Origin of the sequence: Aureimonas sp. AU20 (genome assembly GCF_001442755.1) — a bacterium.
GTDB lineage: Bacteria > Pseudomonadota > Alphaproteobacteria > Rhizobiales > Rhizobiaceae > Aureimonas.
This window is the reverse complement of record NZ_CP006367.1, coordinates 826,593-843,744: the sequence shown is the minus strand read 5'-3', so window position 1 is coordinate 843,744 and position 17,152 is coordinate 826,593. Positions and strand designations below refer to the sequence as shown.

Sequence of the window (17,152 nt, the reverse complement as noted above, 5' to 3'; positions counted from 1 at the left end):
CAGGGAACGCAACAAGCGGCGCCCGCCGCTCGATCGTTCGGAACGCTCGCCAATGTTTGACGCCACCATCCATCACGCGCTGGATCGCACGCAATCGCGCAGGAAGCTGCGCATCCGCCTCGCGGCCCTCGTCTCGCTGCCGCTGGTTCTTCTGGCCTCGGGCCCTTGGGGCATCGCCTCGTGGCAGCGGGAGGCGATGGAAGACCTCGGGCTTGTCCTTGTGTTCCTTGCCATCCTCGGCCGGTCCTGGAGCACGCTCTACATCGGCGGCCGCAAGGTTCGCGAGCTCGTGACGGCGGGACCCTATTCCGTGACGCGCAACCCGCTTTACGTCTCGTCCTTCCTCGCGGCCGCCGGTCTCGGCGCCCAAACCGCCAGCCTCACCATCACCTTGGTTCTCCTCCTCTGCGCCTACGCGATTTTCCTTCCGGTGGTGCGCGACGAGGAGAAAGCGCTCGCCGCCCTGCACGGCGGCGCGTTCGAACGGTATCGGCAAATGGTCCCCCGCTTCCTGCCGCGACCCTCTCTCTGGCGCGATGTCGGCGCGCTTTGCGTGGACCCCGGCCGCTGGCGACAGACGGTTCTCGATGCCCTGTTCTTTCTGGCCTTCGTTCCGGTCCTGCGCGGTATCGGATGGGCGCAGGTCTCGACGCTCGGCGCGCCGCTCGTTCGTCTCTTCTGAGAGTGTGTTTGGAAACTTGGCGGCAGAGGGCCGGCGAGGGGTTTTTGGGTGTCGCGAGGCGCCAACCGCAGTCGATGCCGGCGGCATCGGCGATGGAAGCAGGCGCTCCTCGGTAACCGGCGAACCTCCACCCGCCGATGACCGGCTTCGTCAGCTCTGCGCCGCCGTCAGGCCGCTGGCTCGCAGGAGACGCCTCGTGTAGTCGTCGCGAGGGCGGCCATAAACCTCCTCCGTCGATCCTTGCTCGACGATCCGACCTCGATACATGACAGCGACGCGCGTGGCGAAGTCGCGCACGAGCGCGAGGTCATGAGCAACGAAGACGTAGGCGAGGCCGAACTCCCTTTGCAGCCTTTTCAGAAGGTCGATGACCTGCGCCTGCACGGACACGTCGAGGGCGGACACCGCCTCGTCGCAGACGACGAGGTCCGGCCGGAGCGCGATCGCCCGCGCGATGGCGATGCGCTGTCGCTGACCGCCCGAGAACTGATGCGGGAAGCGCTCGGCATGCTCGGCCTTGAGACCGACCAGTTCCAACAGTTCGGCAACGCGCGCCGGGCGCCGCACAGGCTCGAGCACGCCTTTGTGGATCGCGAAGGGCTCGGCGATGATCTCGCCGACGCGCATGCGCGGATTGAGGGAAGCGGTGGGATCCTGGAACACGCACTGGACGCGGCGGCGGAGCGCCTTCAATTCAACCTCGCTGAGCGAGGCGATGTCCCGCCCCTCGAAGGCGATCTGACCCTCGGTCGGCCTGTCGAGACCCAGCAGGATGCGCACAAGTGTCGACTTGCCCGACCCGGACTCGCCGACGATGCCGAGCGTTTCGCCCCGGTGGAGGTCGAAGCTCGCCCCGTCTAGGGCCGTGAACACCGGTTGGGGGCGCCGCGACAGCAATGGAGGTCGGCCAAAGTACCGCTTGGCGACGTTGCGCACGGACAGGAGGGGACTGACACTCCCGTCCGCAGCATTCTTGGCGCTTTCCGCCACGCCTTGGCCGGGCACCGCAGCGAGGAGGCGTTGCGTGTAAGGGTGTCGCGGACTATGCATCACCGCTTGTCGCGTGCCGCGCTCGACCACTTCGCCACCCTGCATCACCACGACGTCGTCGGCGATCCTCTCCACGACGCCGAGATCGTGCGTGATGATGACGAGTGCCATGCCGCTGTCGCGTCGGATGTCCTTCAGAAGATCGAGCACCTGCGCCTGCACGGTAACGTCGAGCGCGCTGGTGGGTTCGTCGGCGATCAGGAGGCGCGGCGCCAGCGCGATCGCGGCCGCGATCATGATACGCTGTCGCTGGCCGCCCGAGAACTGATGGGGATAGTCGCGCATCCGTCGCTCGGGCTCGGGAATGCCGACGCGCTCCAGAAGCTCCACCACCCGTCGGCGCGCGGTCTGGGCATCGACACCATGAACGCGCATCGCCTCGGCGATCTGCCGTCCGACCGGATAAACGGGGTTGAGGGCCGCCAGCGGATCCTGGAAGATCATCGCTATGCTAGACCCATTGATCCCTCGCCGCTCGGTCGGGGTGACGCGCAAGAGGTCGTAGCCCTCGAACAGGATCTGTCCCGAAGCGATCACCGCCGGCGGCGCATCCACGAGCCCCATCACGGCGGATGCGGAGACGCTTTTTCCCGAGCCGCTTTCGCCGAGGATCGCCAGGGTCTGTCCGGCCTCGACCTTCCAGGACACGCGCTCCACGGCTCGTACGAGACCATTGCGACCAGGAAATCGGATCGAGAGGTCGCGGACCTCGAGAAGCGGACGGGTGCTCATGAGACCTCCAGGGACGATCCGAGCCGCCAGCGCTCCGCCGGGTCGAGGGCGGTGCGGAGCCAGTTCGCGACGAGATTGAGAGCCGCGGCGACGAGGAAGATCGCGAGACCGGGCCAGAACGCCACCCACCACGCCGAGCCGATGTAGTTGCGCCCGCCCGCCACCATCAGTCCCCAGGTGATCTCGGGTGGCTGAATGCCGATGCCCAGGAACGAGAGGCCCGATTCCAAAAGCATCACGAAGGCCATCTCGAGCGCGGTCAAGGTAACGACGGTCGGCATCACCATGGGTAGGATGTGCTTGAGAACGATCCGCGTGCGGCCAGCGCCCATTGCTTGGGCCGAGACCACGAACAGCCGCTGTCGGATTTCGAGCACCTCCGCGCGCACCGTGCGCAGGAAGATCGGCAGACGCGAGACGGCGAGCACCGCGACGACGTTGAGGATGCCGGGCTCGAAGACGAACAGAACCAACACAGCCAGGAGCATGGATGGAAAGCTCATGATCGCGTCGGCCAGGCGTAGGAGGAACGTCGATACGGCCCCGTCGCGATAGCCTGCAACGATGCCGAGCAGCGTGCCGGCGATCGCGGCTCCAAGCGTCGCCGTGCCGGCGATCAGGAGCGTGTTGCGTGTGGCGACCAGCAGGCGGAAGAGGATGCTGCGGCCCAAGGAGTCGGCGCCGAGCATGTAGCGCCAAGGCAGGTTGGGATCGAAAGGCTGCGCGTTGCGCATGGCAAGATCGATGCTGCGCGCCTCGTCCGCGAGGATCGGCGGGGCGAAGAGGGTCGCGGCGAGTGCCAGGAGGAGGAACAAGGCACCGGCAAGGGCTGCCCGGTCGCCCCGCAGGGTCGCCAGAAGCTCCGCTGTCGCTTGTCCGGCGCGGTTCAGCTGTCGCCAGGCGGACCCGGCGCGCTCAGCTGTAGCGGATGCGAGGATCGACGAGCGCATAGGCGATGTCCGCGATGATGTTGATGAGAAAGACGGCAAGCGCCGTCACGAGCACGGCGGCCTGGATCACCGCAAAGTCGCGCAGAAGGACGGAGTCGATCATCAGCTTGCCGACGCCGGGAAAGCCGAACACGGTTTCCACGATCACCGCGCCGTTGACGAGGCCCGCCGCCTGGTCTGTGGCGACGCTGATCACCGGCAGCATGGCGTTGCGCAGCGCGTGGACGAAGACGATCGCACGTGGCGAGACGCCGCGGGCTCGCGCCGTCTTGACGTAGGCGGAGGAGAGTGCCGCCAGCATCGAGGTGCGCACGACCTGAACGAGGACGCCGACCGGCCGAAGGCACAGCACCGCCACCGGCAGCACCCAATGCGCGGCCGAGCCGGTTCCCGACGTCGGCAGGATGCGAAGCGTGACCGCGAACACGATCACGCCGACGATCGCGACCCAGAAGTTCGGCGTCGAGGCACCGACGAGCGACATGATCGCCGCCAGCCGGTCGAACAGCCTGCCCGGTCGCGCCGCGGCAAGCGATCCCGCGACGAGCGACACCGCGATCACGATCGGCATGGTGATGGCCGCGAGCGCGAGCGTGGTCGGAAACGCCTCCAGCACCACGTCGAGCGCGGGGCGACCGAACTGGATCGATTCCCCGAAGTCGAGCCGCAGGAGGCCGCCGACAAAATGGAGGAACTGGACCGCGATCGGATCGTCGAAGCCGTAGCGGATGTCGAACTGCTGCCGGGCTTCGTCGGTCGCGTCCGGCGGCAGGAACAGATCGGCAGGCGATCCGGCCAGCCGCGCAAGCACGAAGACGAAGACCACCAGCGCCAGGAGCGAGAAGACGCTCTGGAGCGATCGTCTCAGAATGAAGCGTCCCATGATACCGGCCTCCCACCGGACATGGCGCGGCCCGGCGGGCCCCGCGAGGTTGAAGATGCGCGTCGCCCGCACCAGAAGGCGCGGCGACCGGTTCAGGATTGGGGGCGAAGGCGCAGCCGGGCGAGCTGCAGTTCCACGGCGTTCGCGATTGTCGGCGTGAAATCGAGCCGGGGGCCGACGCGCATGACGTTGACCATGTGGAACAGCGGCACGTCGGCGACGAGGTCTTCGTAGACGGTCCGGAAAACCTCGCCGTAGAGATGCGCGCGGTTCTCGCCCGAGGCCGCGCCGGCCTCGGCGATCAGCGCGTCGACATGCGCGTCGTGCAACTCGCTCTGCCGCCCCTCGCTGCCATACTTGAAGAACGCGGTGAACGAGGCATCCCCGCTGTTGTTGTCGTGCATGGTGAGAAGGAGATTGGGCATCCGCCGCTCGGCGAAGGGCTTGTTGGCCTCCTTCAGCCATTGTGACATTTCGAGATTGTCGAGCCGCACGTTGAGGCCGACCGAGCGCAGCATCTCGGCGGCGGCCTCCACGAACTCGTTGCTGTTGGCGAACATGCCTGGACGGCCGATCATGCGCAGCGGCCGGTCCACGGCAACGCCGTCGGCACGGGCCTCGGCCAGGAGCTTCGTGGCTCGATCCGGATCGTAGGGCCAGGGAACGAGCGCGGCGTTGTAGCCGAGCGCGCTGGGACCGACCTGCTGCGTCGCCAACTGCGCCTCGCCGCTGATGATGGTGCCCAGAAAGGCGCGCCGGTCGATCGACAGATTGATCGCCTCGCGCACGCGCCGGTCGTTGAGAGGCGGGATGTCGAGCGAGAGACGGAAGAGTGCGGTATCGGAGTTCGGATAGACCTTGTCCGTCGCGGGATCGGTGGCATCCTGCGGCGCGATGGCGAAGGCGAGATCGGCTTCTCCGGTCTCGACCATCGCCGCTGCCACCGAAGACTCGCTGCGCCAGATGTAACGCGCACCGCCGATCGCGGGCTCCTCGCCCCAATAGGCGGGGTTGCGCTCGAGACGTACGCTCTCGCCCTGCGTCCAGCCGGCGAGGCGGTATGGACCGGTGCCCACGGGCTCGTTGGTGTAGACGCCTCGCGGCGTCGCCGGCGACGAGATCGACAGCTGGGCCAGCAGTGTCGGAAGGATCGGCACGTGCGTCGCCGTGACGAATTCCACCGTCAGCGGATCGATCGCTTCGGCCTTGATGTCGATGCCGCCGAAATACTTGGTGCGCGTGATGCAGGTGAGCGCCGGGTCCAGCGTGCGCTCCAGCGCTTCCACCACGGCAGCGGCGTCGAAGGACGACCCGTCATGGAAGCGAACGCCCGCCCGCAGGTGAAAGCGCCAGCGGTTCAGAGCGGTTTCTTCCCAGCTTTCCGCCAAGCGCGGAATGATGCGCGAGGTCGCGTAGTCGAGCTCGGTCAGCGTTTCGACGACATTCTGCCGGATGATCCGGCCGATCACCGATCGCGGCGTCTCGCATGGATCAAGACGGTCGGGCGCCGCCGGCAGGACGATGGTGACGGTGTCCGAGCGCACCTGCGCCTCGGCCGCTGCGGGCGCGGTCGCCAGCGCGAGCGTCAATCCCGTGACGCAAAGCATCATGCGCATTGTGAAAAGCCTCCCAGCTCGTCTTGCCTCGACGCCGCGGCCTCCTCCAGGCCATCCGCGTCCGCTTCGTCTCGTGCGAACGGTCAGGCGTTCCGACGGCGCATCGCGTCGAGGAAGCCATCGATCTTGATGCGCTCGCGGGCTTCCTGCGCCCGGATCGCGGGAAGGATCGCACGCGCGACGTCCGGTGCCATCGCCACGATGCCATCCTCGTCGCCGAGCACGAGATCTCCGGGGCGCACCACCAGTCCGCCCACCGAGACGGCGACGTTCACCTCGCCTGGACCGTTCTTGTAGGGGCCGCGATGGATCACGTCCCGTGCATAGCAGGGAAGAGGCGAAGCGCGGATCGCGGCGACGTCCCGCACCGCGCCGTCGATCACGAAGCCTGCGACACCCTTCGAAGCGGCATGCGTCAGTATGATCTCGCCGATCAGAGCCTGGCTCGGATCGCCGCCGCCGTCCACGACGATCACATCGCCGGGCCGCGCGAGTGCCAGGGCGGCGTGGATCGCGAGGTTGTCGCCGCGCCGCGTCCTGACCGTCAGCGCGGTACCCAGGAGCGGTCCGCCGGAATGCAGCGGCCTGAGGCCAACCGCACCCGGCATCCGATCGAGATTGTCACTGACGAGCGAGGTGGCCAATCCACGATATGCGGCGAGCAAAGCGGCCTCGACGGGTTCTGCGCATGCATTCTCTTGGATTGTCACGGCCACTTTCTCCCCAAGCCGGCAAAATGCCATTCGGCGATCTTTGGGGAAGCGGGACTGTAAGAAAAGCGATATTAATGCGCATCGTGTGATCGAGAAATGGAATATCTCGTCGTGGCGACGTTGAAACAGCTCGAAGCCTTCATCTGGGTCGGACGCCTGGGAACATTCGAAGCGGCGGCCGATCGCCTCCACCTCGCGCAATCCACTGTCTCCAAGCGTGTCGCGGAGCTCGAAGCGGGCTTTGCCGACGAACTGCTGCATCGTACCGGACGTCGACCTGTCCTGACGGCGCGCGGCGAGGAGGTGCGCGAGATCGCGGAGGAGATGCTGCACCTGCATGATCGGCTTGCGGCGCTGGCGCGACCTGGGACGATCCCATCGTTCAGGTTTCGCCTCGGCGTGACGGATCTCATCGCGCTGTCCTGGATGCCGCTTCTTCTTGAGTGGCTCGAGAAGCTCTACCCACAGGTGACGATCGAGCCGGAAATCGATCTGTCTGCGACACTTCTGACGCGTCTTTCGGATCGTCGCCTGGACTTCGTGGTGTGTCCCTCGACCATTCGAAATCCCCGCTTCGCAGCAACGGAGCTTGGCTATCTCGAACTGGTTTGGATGGCGTCCCCCAAAATACTGAACGGGCGCCGGTCACTGAGCAAAGGGGAACTGGCCGCGCTACCGCTGCTTGCGCAGAACAGTGCGTCGATCATGCACCCCGCTCTCAGCCTCGTGCTCGACGATCCCGATCTCGTGTTCGTGCGTCGGATCTCGTGCAACAACATGGCAGCGCTCGCCCATCTCGCCGCGCACGGCATGGGGGTGACTCTTCTGCCAAAGGCGTTCTTCCGCAACTTTTTGGACGATGAGCGGCTTGTCGTGATCGAGTGCGACACGGCCCTGCCACGCCTGGAATACTTCGCGACCTATAACCGTGATGGGCATACCGACTTTTGCAGCCAAGTTGCCGAGATTTGCTCACGAGTCTGCAACATGGATTCCTAGGCTCTGTTGACATAGTGGGTTCACGGACTGGTTGAGGTCTGATTCAAGGCTGCCTTTTGGAGGCAGCGTTGGCTTGAGGCGATCTGACGGACGAGGAATGGGCGATCATCGGCGCGCTTTTGCCGAGGAGCGAGGTCGCAAGGCTCGCCCGGCGCACGACAATCGGCGGTTCCTCGATGGGATGTTGTTTGTCCTGCGGGCCGGATGCCCATGGCGCGACATGCACGAGCGCTACGGCAAGTGGAACTCCGTCTACGTCCGCTTTCGTCGCTGGGCCGAACAAGGCGTTTGGGATGCGCTCTTGGAGACGCTGGTCAAGCTCGGGCTGACCGACGACTGGCGGCACATGATCGACTCCACCACCGTTCGCGGCCATTCTCAGGCGGCGGGCGCAAAAGGGGACCTGACGCCGAGGCTTTGGTCGAAGCCGCGGCGGCTTTACGTCGAAGATCCATGCCGGCGCCGACGGTCACGAACGCCCTCTCGGCTTCGTGCTGACCGGCGGCGAGGTGTCCGACTACAAAACCGTTCCCGCCCTTCTCGCCATGCCTGTCGGCAAGCCGCGTCTCATGCCGGCCGACAAGGGCTATGAGGGGGACGAGGTGCGCCAGTCGCTGCTTCTGAAGGGCGTCCTGCCGATGATCCCATCCAAGGCCAACCGCCGGGCGCCCGCAGCTTGCGACTTCAAGCAATACCAGGACCGCAATCGCATCGAGCGCATGTTCAACCGTCTGAAGCAGGCTCGCCGCATCGCCACCCGCTACGATCAAGCCGCCAGTTCCTTCCTCGCCTTCCTCGCCTTCCTCTCCCCTGCCCCCTCACGCATGTGGCTGAGGGACTATGTCGACAGGTCCTGGCGAAAAGCTGCCGTTCCGAAAACAACCTATCCACGGCACAAAAGCGACATGGCTTCTGTCCCCAAAGCGGTCGATCTTCGTTCAGGTGAACAGGCATGGCGATGCCGGTCCGGATCGAGCTTCCCGGTATTCGAGAGCCGGAGCAAGGATGAGATGTCATGGCAAACTCCAAGACGGAGACGGACCCCGACCGCCGCCAACTTCACCAGTTGATCTCGGGGCTGCGTGACGGGGTCATCCTTTTGGGCTTGGACCAGCGTGTGCTTTGGGCCAACGACGCCGCCCTGACGATGCACGGCGCCGAGCGCATCGAGGATCTCGGTTGCGACGTCGACGATTATCGCAAGCGCTTCCGGCTGACCTATCGCAACAAGCATCCCGTGCGAGGAACAGGACTGTCGATCGAGGGTGTTCTTGCTGGCGAGCAATCGGAACCCATTGTCGTGGAAGTCCGAGTTGACGGAACGCCAGACCAGTCCCGCGTCCACGCGTTGCGCTTCCAGGTCATCACCAAGGATGACGGCGAACCCGACTTCGTCGTCCTGATCGTGGAAGACGAGACCGCGCGTTACGACGCGGAAGACCGGTTCGAGAGCGCCTTCAACGCCAATCCCGCGCCCGCCATGATCTGCCGTATCGCGGACCAGCGCCACGTCCGGGTCAACCGGGGCTTTCTCGACATGACGGGCTTCTCCAAGGACGACGTGATCGGACGCACCGCGACCGAGTTCGATGTCCTCGCGGGATCGCGGGGACGCGAAGAGGCGATGGAGCGCCTCCATGAAGGTCGCACCATCCCGCAGAACGAGGCCGACCTGACGCTTCCGGATGGGTCGACCAAATGCGTGATCGTCGCCGGGCAGCGGATCGAACTCAACGACGAGCCCTGCATGCTGTTCACGTTCGCCGATCTCGAACCGAGGCGGCGGGCGGAGAAGTCGCTGCGCCAAAGCGAGGAGAGGTTCTCCAAGGCGTTCAAGCTGTCGCCGGTGGCGTCGGCCATCAGTCGCCTCGACGGCTTTCGCTATGTCGAGGTCAACGCCGCCTTCGAGGACCTGACCGGATACGGTTCAGAAAGCGTGATCGGCCGCTCGGCGCCCGACCTGAAGCTCTGGACGGACCCCGCTTCACGCAGCGCGTTCGAGGCCGCGATGACGGACGTCGGATCGGTGCGCTCCTTCGCGCTGGAACTCAGGAGAGCCGATGGATCGCAGGCGGACTGCCTCTTGTCGGCGGAACGCATCGAGATCGACGACGTCCCTTGCGTGCTGTCCGTCATCTCCGACGTCACCGATCTCAAGCGCACCGAGGTCGAGCTGGTCGAGGCCATCGACGCGGTGATGACGGACGCGACGTGGTTCAGCCAAAAGATCGTCGAGCGCCTGGCCATCGCCCGCCACGGCTCGAAGGGGCTGGAAACCGGGGCCGGGCTCGAGGCCTTGTCCGGTCGCGAACGCGAGGTTCTCGAACTCGTTTGCGAAGGCATGACCGACGCGGAAATCTCCTCGACGCTCAACCTGTCGCGGCACACCATCCGCAACCATCTCGGCTCGCTCTACCGGAAGATCCACGTCGCCCGGCGGAGTGCGGCGGTGGTTTGGGCCCGTGAACGCGGCCTGACGGGAAGAACCGCGTCCAAACAAGGCAAGAAAAGACAGAAGTAACCAGGTCAACTGGTTCATCCACGTCTGTGTGATCGAGCTCGGCCGCACCAGATAGTTTCTTATCCGCAGGCACTCGAACTCTCGGGCTCCACCGGACCTCACCCGAAACGGGGAAGGAACGGATATGGGCAAGGACCGCGACCCGAGCCGCAGGAGACAGGTCGCCGGATCGGTGAAGGAACTGATCGGGAAGCTGATCGGCGACAAGCAGATCGAGGACGAGGGCGCTCGCGAGAAGTCGGGCCAGGCAGGCACTCCCGGTCCCGCCCACGCCCCCATCCCCGATCCCGACAAGCCAGTCTGACATCATCCGTCCGTGTCTCGCAGGGACCCGGGCCGCACTCCTGAACGGAACGCCGGCGCTCGGATGCGTCGGCCCGCTGTCCCGAAATCCGAAAGTCACTGCCATGACCGACCACGCCAGTTCCGTCCGCGATACGACGGGATCCGTCCATGCCGCCACTGCCGACCGCATCGTCCCGACGCGTCGCCGCGTCTGACAGTCGACGTCACGAGGCTGGTGGTCAGCAACCGCCAGCCTTGAGCGATCCACGTTGCCCATCGGAGCCGAGCCATGATCGACCAAGACCCGGTCTGCGAGACGGAGGTCGTTAGAGCGACCGACACGATCGAACTCTTGGAAGAGTTCGCCGTGGTTTCCAAACGGGTCGTGACCACGGGGTCGCTGTCGGTCCGGACCGTGACCGAAACCTTCGACGAGGAGGTCGCAGCGCACCTGTCGGGCACGAAGGCCGTGGTCGAACGGGTCGCCATCGACCGCATCGTCGAGACGATCCCCCAAACGCGCGTCGAGGGCGATGTCACAATCGTCCCGGTGTTCGAGGAGGTGCTCGTCGTCGAACGACGCATCCGCCTCGTCGAGGAACTCCACATCCGCCACGAGACGACGAGCGAGAGCGTTCGGCTGCCCGTGTCGGTTCGAAGGCAGCGGGCCGTCATCGAACGGCTCCCCGTCGGCAGTCCAGCCATCACCCAGCCCAATGAGGAATGAACCCATGTCCAACATTTCCGCCAGCGAAGGCATGACCTTCAGCCAGACCGTCACCGCCTTCTTCGACAGCCGAAGCGACGCCGATGCAGCGATCAAGCGGATCGTCGCGGCGGGCGTCTCCCGCAGCGCGATCAAGATCGTGGACGGCGCCGAGACCAGCACGTTCCCTGCGACCACAGCGCCGATCCACGAACGCAGTTTCTTCGAGTCCCTGGGCGACTTCTTCATGCCCGACGAGGACCGCCACTCCTATGCGGAGGGCCTGCGCCGGGGCGGTTACCTCGTCTCGGTGCCGACCACTGTTGGTAACCGCGACGCGATCCTCGATATCCTTGACGACGAGGGCACGGTCGACATGGACAAGCGCGAGGCGAGCTGGAAGTCCGAGGGCTGGTCCGGCACGGAGACGGGCTACGTCGCCCCGGTCCGTACGGAGTCCGCCATGGCGGTCGGCAGCGCCGGCTCGACGGAAAGCTCCACGCGCACCGAGGACAGTGCCGCCCGCCGTTCGGCCGATCTCGGCACCGCCGCCGACCGCGACGGCACTATCGAGGTCATGGAAGAGAACCTGAAGGTGGGCAAGCGCGACGTCAGCCACGGCCGAGTGCGTGTCCGCTCCTATGTCGTGGAGGAAGCGGTCAGTCAGGACGTGAACCTGCGCAGCGAGCGTGTCGACATCCAACGCCGCGTCGTCGATCGTCCCGTCGCCAGCTTCGACGATGCATTCAAGGACCAGACGATCGAGTTGGAAGAGACCGCCGAGGAGGCTGTGGTCTCGAAGACCGCTCGCGTCGTCGAGGAGATCGATCTCGCCAAGCATGTGTCCGACCGTACGGAAACGGTGTCCGACACGGTTCGCCGCACCGAGGTCGACATCCAGGATGAGCGCACGGGCAAGCTACGGACGGACGAAGGCCTGACCGCCGAAGAGCGGGCCCGCCGCGGCGTCTAAGACCTATTTCGAACAGGGTCGGCGCACGCGCCGACCCTACCCGTTTTGCCCTCTTTCAAGGAACATCGCCATGGGACTTCTCGATCAGGTGTTGAGCGGAGCCCTGGGCTCACGCGCAGGCCAGCAACAGGGCGGCTCGTCACCGCTTATGACGGCGCTGATGGCGCTTCTCTCGTCCGGGGCGCTGTCCGGGGCCATGGGTCGCCAGGGTGCCGGGGGAACCGGAGGCCTCGGCGATCTGCTCGGCGGCTTGACCGGAGGCGGAAACCCCGGGTCCATGTCGATGCCGGGCGGGGGTGTGGGCGGCCTTGGCGGCCTCATCCAAAGCTTTCAACGTGCAGGGCACGGCGACATTCTTCAGTCGTGGATGGGGCCGGACCAGAACCATGAGATCTCACCAAACCAGCTCGGCGAGGCCATCGGCCATGGAACGGTCGACGACCTTTCCCGGCAGACGGGAATGGAACGGGGTGATCTCCTGACAGAACTGTCCAGGGTCCTGCCCGGTGTCGTAGACCGGATGACACCGCATGGGCGAATGCCGAACGACGACGAAATGGCGAAGTGGTGACGCCGACAGAACGGGACCCGCTGCCGTTCCGGGCTCCGGTGCCGCTGATGTCCGCGCCCTGGCCGAGTTCGTCGGCACGTTCATCCTCGTGCTTGTTGGCACAGCCGTCGCGACAGCGGACACCAAGGGCGACAACACCGCCGCTCCGGCCTACGGACCCCTATCCATTGCTCTCTCGTTCGGCTTGGCGCTGATCGCCATAGTCGGTGCGCTCTGGTATATCAGCGGCGCCCACGTGCCCCCTCCCGTGACCATTGGGCTGGCCGTCGCCGGCAAGTTCCCTTGGCCGAAGGTGCCGATCTCTGTCCTGGCACAAGTCGCTGGCGACATTCTCGCTGGCTTGGCTGTCTGGGCTGCCTACGGAATCGATGCCTATGTCGTCGCCCAAGTTCGACTGCCTGAGCCTGCCTCAGCGCGAGGAAGTGGATGCCGACCTCGTCTCGGTGTTCGGCGATCTCGTACCCGTTCGCGTGCTGCGCAGCGACGTGCGGCTGGCGGGGCAGCGGTAAACCGTCATCGCCTTTCGCGATTAGAGCGAGCGTCTGCGCAGCGAGGCACGTATTCGATCGCTTGCTTTCGCCGATGCGTTGACTGGCCTTGCCAACCGTCCCCGCTTTCACGACACGCTCGCCGAACTAGTTGAACAGAACCAGGCGGCGGCTTGCCCTTCTCGCTTCTCGTCTTCGATCTGGATGGCTTCAAGAGCCTCAATGACGCGTACGGGCATTCGGGCGGCGATGAGGTTCTACGCGTAGCTGCCGAGCGCGTGCGGGCCCTCGTCGATCCGAGCCATCTTATCGCCCGGTTGGGCGGCGACGAGTTCGCCGTCCTTCTCCCTGGTAGCGCAGACCCTCTGGAGGGTAGATCGATCGGGCGAAAGATCATTCAGGCGGTCGAGATGCCTATCACGATCGAGCACCAGATCGCTCATATCTCGGCCAGCGTCGGCGTAATGCCCTCGCAGATCGAGCACGTCAGCATAGCCGATCTCATGTCTGGTGCAGAGAGCGTGACGACGTGCTCAACCATCATGCGGTGCGTTCTAAATGCAGCGCTTTCTCGCGTCTCTTCACGGGATCAACCGATCGGCACGTAAGCGCTCGAAGAGGTCGACGAAGGCATCGTCCGTAGCCTGGTAGTCGAGGAAACCAAGCCGCCGGCTCTTGCCTATGTCCGTCACCACCTCGATCGGTCGACCGAGGTCTGCGTCGGTGTGCCAAGGGGAGGCAAGACGCGAGAGGTCGCGTTCGGTGAGCCCCTCCCGCTCGGCGATTTGTTGCCACACCGGCGCATCGTCTTTCATCTGGTCTTCCAACGGGCGCAGCGTCCCGTCGAAGGGCGCGGCTTGAAGCCCGAACCAATCGGCGATACGGCCCCACATCCAGCTCCAGCGGAAGACGTCGCCGTTGACGATGTTGAAGTCCTCGTTCGCCGCTCCCGGCGTCGCGGCGGCCCAAAGAAGCTGCCGAGCGAGTTGGCGAGCGTCGGTCATGTCGGTGAGGCCATTCCACTGCGCGGCCGAGCCCGGGAAGCGGAAAGGTCGGCCGGTCTCACGGCAGAGCGTGGCATAGACAGCCAGCGTCGTGCCCATGTTCATCGCGTTGCCGACGGCCTTGCCGATCACCGTGTGGGGACGGTGGACGCTCCAGGTGAAGCCATCGCGCTTGGCGGCGGCGAAAACCTCGTCCTCCTGCGCGTAGTAAAAGTTCGGCACGTCCAGTCGGCCCTGGGACTCCCGGAACGGAGTCTGGGGCAAGGCGCCTTTTCCATATGCCTCGAAGGGTCCGAGATAGTGCTTGAGGCCCGTGACGAGGGCAACATGGCGCACCGATCCGGCCGGCCGTAGTCCGTCGAGGAGATTGCGCACCATAGCCGAATTGACGCGGATGTTCTCAGCCTCGGTGTCTTGGCGCAGCCATGTCGTGATGAAAACCGCGTCCGGCTTCAGATCCTTCAGCGCGACCGCTGTTGCCGCAGCGTCCTGAAGGTCGGCTGCCACGGGCAGAACACCTGCCTGTTCGACGGGGCGGCGGGCGAGCCCGTGAACCGTCCAACCCTTCTCCAGAAGAAGCGCCGCTGTTGCGCTGCCGACGATGCCGCTCGCACCCACAACCAATGCCGTTCGTGTCATGCCGTTGTCCTTCTCATGGGACCAAGAGCTAGGAGGGCTTGCGAGATGCGTCCAGACGGCACCATTTGGGGACATAGGCACCAAGAGGTACCCACCCATGCGACCCGGAACGCCCGACGAGGCTTGGCGCGAGGACTGCGCGCCGCGCCGCGTGCTCGAACTCTTCGCCACGAAGTGGACGAGCATGGTCCTGCATACGCTTCACGCACGCCATGGCGGGTCGGCGCGAACGGGCGTCCTCCTGCGCAGCCTGCCGGGCATCTCCAAGAAGATGCTGACGCAGACGCTGCGTGAGATGGAGGAAAGCGGGCTCGTCACGCGGCATGTGCAAGGCACGATCCCACCCGCCGTCGAATACCGCCTGACCGATCTCGGGCTGCGATTCGTCGAGCCCGTCGAGCTTCTCTACGACTGGGGGCGCGCGAACGCGGACGCGCTGGACTTGCTGCGCGCTCGGCGTTCATCGCGCAAGAGATAGGAGGCGCTCTCTTCGAGAACTGTCTCTTACAGATTCTGCGGCAGCACGCGTCAAGCCGACGCACCTTCGTGCTGCTGGCGTTCGGACGTTCAGTGCCCTCCGGTGCGGTCGACGGCACGTCAAAGAGCGATGTTGCTATGTGCTTGGCCCATTCGCCAAGGCTCCATCTGTGAGCCCGACCGGTGCACGATCGCTGTCGGTGCATGTCGACTGCGCCGCCAGCTTAACAGCACTCTTGCACGAGGTTTCGCATCCAGCGATGCGCCTGATCCGCGTTCTTGCGTTCGTGCCAGACCTGCTTGAAGGAGAAAGTTGCGATCGGAAACGGCGGTTCGAAAACCGTGATTCCCGACAAGTTCTCAACGGTCCCCAGCGCCCGGCTGGCGATCGTCAGAAGGAGGTCGGTGCCGTGCACGAGACGAGGTGCGGCACTCCAGTGCGGCAGAACCATCGCGATGTCGCGAGTGACCCCGATTGACAGCAGTGCCGCGTCGATCTCCGTCGTCCCCTCGCCCGGTGTCGCAACGAGAATATGCGGCCGGGCGAGATAGGCGTCGAGATCCCAGATGGCCGCTGCCGACGCATGTCCCGCGTCCGACAGGCAAAGGAAGGATTCCGTGAACAGCTCCTCGTGCTCGATCCGATCCGGCTGGCTCGGGAAAACGCCGAAGGCCAGATCGATCTCGCCCTCCAGAACCTGGCGCAGCATGGCCTCCCGGCCGGCTTGCGTAACGCTCAGGGAGACGTTGGGAGCAAGACGGCGCATGGCCCGGATCAGGGGCGGCAGGACGACGGACGATCCGTAGTCCGACATCGCCAACCGAAAGGTCATGCGCTCGCTCGCCGGATCGAACGTTCCCGGCCCGACCACGTCGGCGATGTGTCGGATCGCTTGTGCCAGTGGCGGCCCAAGTTGCCTAGCCTTGGCGGACAGCGTGAGCCTGCCTCCCTGCCGTATCAGGAGGGGGTCCTCGAACAACTCCCTCAGGCGGCCGAGGGCGTGGCTGACGGCCGGCTGGCTCATATTGAGTCGGGCAGCCGCACGCGAAACGTGCTGCTCCGTCAGGAGAGCCTGGAGCACGACGAGGAGGTTCAGGTCGATCCCACGCAGACTATTCACATCGCTCATACCAAAGCTGCCAAGATCGAATTTCCATCCATCCGCCTGATCGCATAGCGAGACGACATGGAGGTTCATCATGCAAGCCCATTCTCTTTTCCTGATCCTTTGCGCCATCGTGACCGGCGCGGCGGTGCCGTTTCAGGCCGGCGCGAACGCGGCCCTGGGCAGGACCCTCGGGCACCCTCTCTGGGCGACCTTGATGTCGCTCGCCATCAGCATGGCGTGCGTTCTGCCGCTCCTCCTCATCGCGAGAGTCGAGCTGCCGACCCTGTCGAGCCTATCGCACGCGCCGCGGTGGATCTGGATCGGGGGCATCGTCGGAGCGTTCTACGTGACCGGGGCTATACTGGTGGCGCCCCGGCTCGGCGCGGCCGGATTCGTGACCGCGGTGATCGCCGGCCAGATGATCGCGTCTGTCGCGATCTACCATGGGGGCCTGATCGGCTTTCCCCAACGGGCGATGACGCTTCAACGCCTGGCGGGACTCCTTCTGATCTTCGGCGGTCTGGTGGTGATGCAGGCGCAGACGTTCAGCTCCCGAACGGGTCTCGAGTAGGAACACTGGCGGCGACGGCTCGCCACTTGTGTTGGCGTCCACCCGCATCGCCCGGTCTCGAGCCGGTCTCCGACGAGAGAAGCTGCCGTCCGAGAACGCTTCATCCGCAGACGACCCTTCCAAAACCTTGCCAGCACCAGGATCGAAGCCCGATACAGCACGTCGTTCGCTTTCCTCAACCCC

18 protein-coding genes and 2 pseudogenes are annotated in these 17,152 nt (G+C 65.2%); 13 read left to right on the top strand and 7 right to left on the bottom strand.

What is annotated here, in order from left to right:
- Positions 1 to 52: 52 nt before the first annotated feature.
- A complete protein-coding gene (locus M673_RS03860; protein ID WP_061973717.1) occupies positions 53 to 682 on the top strand; it encodes a methyltransferase family protein in 630 nt (209 codons plus the stop codon).
- A 150-nt stretch (positions 683 to 832) separates the two neighbouring features.
- Here M673_RS03860 and M673_RS03855 read toward each other — a convergent pair whose 3' ends face one another.
- The 5 genes from M673_RS03855 to M673_RS03835 form a co-directional block, all read right to left on the bottom strand.
- Positions 833 to 2,464: an ABC transporter ATP-binding protein gene (locus M673_RS03855; RefSeq protein ID WP_061973715.1), complete on the bottom strand. Its 1,632-nt coding sequence runs from the start codon at positions 2,462 to 2,464 to the stop codon at positions 833 to 835.
- Positions 2,461 to 3,414, bottom strand: coding sequence for an ABC transporter permease (locus M673_RS03850; RefSeq protein ID WP_082639155.1), 954 nt, complete (start codon positions 3,412 to 3,414; stop codon positions 2,461 to 2,463). Before M673_RS03850 ends, M673_RS03855 begins: the two co-directional genes overlap by 4 nt.
- Complete coding sequence (locus tag M673_RS03845; protein ID WP_061973713.1) at positions 3,380 to 4,297, bottom strand: ABC transporter permease; 918 nt, start codon at positions 4,295 to 4,297, stop codon at positions 3,380 to 3,382. The genes M673_RS03850 and M673_RS03845 overlap by 35 nt, the downstream gene beginning before the upstream one ends.
- Before the next feature lie 92 nt (positions 4,298 to 4,389).
- Positions 4,390 to 5,913 carry an ABC transporter substrate-binding protein gene (locus M673_RS03840; RefSeq protein WP_061973711.1) on the bottom strand — a complete coding sequence of 508 codons (1,524 nt, stop codon included), beginning with the start codon at positions 5,911 to 5,913 and terminating at the stop codon, positions 4,390 to 4,392.
- An 83-nt stretch (positions 5,914 to 5,996) separates the two neighbouring features.
- Positions 5,997 to 6,629 (bottom strand): RraA family protein, encoded by a 633-nt coding sequence (locus M673_RS03835; protein WP_061973708.1) that lies wholly within the window; start codon positions 6,627 to 6,629, stop codon positions 5,997 to 5,999.
- Between the two features lie 93 nt (positions 6,630 to 6,722).
- On the opposite strand from M673_RS03835, the gene M673_RS03830 reads away from it, so the two are divergent.
- From M673_RS03830 to M673_RS03795, 10 genes and pseudogenes are all read left to right on the top strand, one after another.
- Positions 6,723 to 7,625, top strand: a complete 903-nt coding sequence (locus tag M673_RS03830; protein WP_061973706.1) for a LysR family transcriptional regulator — start codon at positions 6,723 to 6,725, stop codon at positions 7,623 to 7,625.
- Between the two features lie 83 nt (positions 7,626 to 7,708).
- Positions 7,709 to 8,479 (top strand): annotated as a pseudogene (locus tag M673_RS25195) (IS5 family transposase); the annotation flags it as partial.
- 161 nt (positions 8,480 to 8,640) lie between these two features.
- On the top strand, positions 8,641 to 10,146 hold the full coding sequence (locus M673_RS03820) for a helix-turn-helix transcriptional regulator (RefSeq protein WP_061973704.1): 1,506 nt from the start codon (positions 8,641 to 8,643) through the stop codon (positions 10,144 to 10,146).
- Between the two features lie 124 nt (positions 10,147 to 10,270).
- A complete protein-coding gene (locus M673_RS03815; RefSeq protein ID WP_061973702.1) occupies positions 10,271 to 10,450 on the top strand; it encodes a CsbD family protein in 180 nt (59 codons plus the stop codon).
- Positions 10,451 to 10,720: 270 nt separating this feature from the next.
- Positions 10,721 to 11,158 (top strand): DUF2382 domain-containing protein, encoded by a 438-nt coding sequence (locus M673_RS03810; protein ID WP_061973700.1) that lies wholly within the window; start codon positions 10,721 to 10,723, stop codon positions 11,156 to 11,158.
- Positions 11,159 to 11,162: 4 nt separating this feature from the next.
- Positions 11,163 to 12,110 carry a YsnF/AvaK domain-containing protein gene (locus tag M673_RS03805; protein ID WP_244493252.1) on the top strand — a complete coding sequence of 316 codons (948 nt, stop codon included), beginning with the start codon at positions 11,163 to 11,165 and terminating at the stop codon, positions 12,108 to 12,110.
- A 70-nt stretch (positions 12,111 to 12,180) separates the two neighbouring features.
- The gene (locus tag M673_RS03800; protein WP_061973698.1) at positions 12,181 to 12,681 is read left to right on the top strand and encodes a YidB family protein; all 501 of its coding nucleotides are present in this window, start codon (positions 12,181 to 12,183) and stop codon (positions 12,679 to 12,681) included.
- Positions 12,641 to 13,033: pseudogene (locus tag M673_RS25190) on the top strand (aquaporin); the annotation flags it as partial. The gene M673_RS03800 and the pseudogene M673_RS25190, both read left to right, overlap by 41 nt.
- A 22-nt stretch (positions 13,034 to 13,055) precedes the next feature.
- The gene (locus M673_RS25085; protein ID WP_274534673.1) at positions 13,056 to 13,190 is read left to right on the top strand and encodes a hypothetical protein; all 135 of its coding nucleotides are present in this window, start codon (positions 13,056 to 13,058) and stop codon (positions 13,188 to 13,190) included.
- A 152-nt stretch (positions 13,191 to 13,342) separates the two neighbouring features.
- The gene (locus M673_RS03795; protein ID WP_061973696.1) at positions 13,343 to 13,777 is read left to right on the top strand and encodes a GGDEF domain-containing protein; all 435 of its coding nucleotides are present in this window, start codon (positions 13,343 to 13,345) and stop codon (positions 13,775 to 13,777) included.
- Here M673_RS03795 and M673_RS03790 read toward each other — a convergent pair.
- Positions 13,751 to 14,812, bottom strand: a complete 1,062-nt coding sequence (locus M673_RS03790; RefSeq protein ID WP_061973694.1) for an SDR family oxidoreductase — start codon at positions 14,810 to 14,812, stop codon at positions 13,751 to 13,753. The genes M673_RS03795 and M673_RS03790 overlap by 27 nt on opposite strands.
- 97 nt (positions 14,813 to 14,909) lie before the next feature.
- Here M673_RS03790 and M673_RS03785 point away from each other — a divergent pair, with 97 nt between their 5' ends.
- Positions 14,910 to 15,290, top strand: coding sequence for a winged helix-turn-helix transcriptional regulator (locus M673_RS03785; protein WP_061973692.1), 381 nt, complete (start codon positions 14,910 to 14,912; stop codon positions 15,288 to 15,290).
- Between the two features lie 223 nt (positions 15,291 to 15,513).
- Here M673_RS03785 and M673_RS03780 read toward each other — a convergent pair whose 3' ends face one another.
- On the bottom strand, positions 15,514 to 16,527 hold the full coding sequence (locus M673_RS03780) for a LysR family transcriptional regulator (protein ID WP_244493253.1): 1,014 nt from the start codon (positions 16,525 to 16,527) through the stop codon (positions 15,514 to 15,516).
- Here M673_RS03780 and M673_RS03775 point away from each other — a divergent pair.
- Positions 16,490 to 16,969 (top strand): DMT family transporter, encoded by a 480-nt coding sequence (locus M673_RS03775; protein WP_061973690.1) that lies wholly within the window; start codon positions 16,490 to 16,492, stop codon positions 16,967 to 16,969. The two genes, M673_RS03780 and M673_RS03775, sit on opposite strands and share 38 nt — an antisense overlap.
- The last annotated feature ends 183 nt before the right edge of the window (positions 16,970 to 17,152 follow it).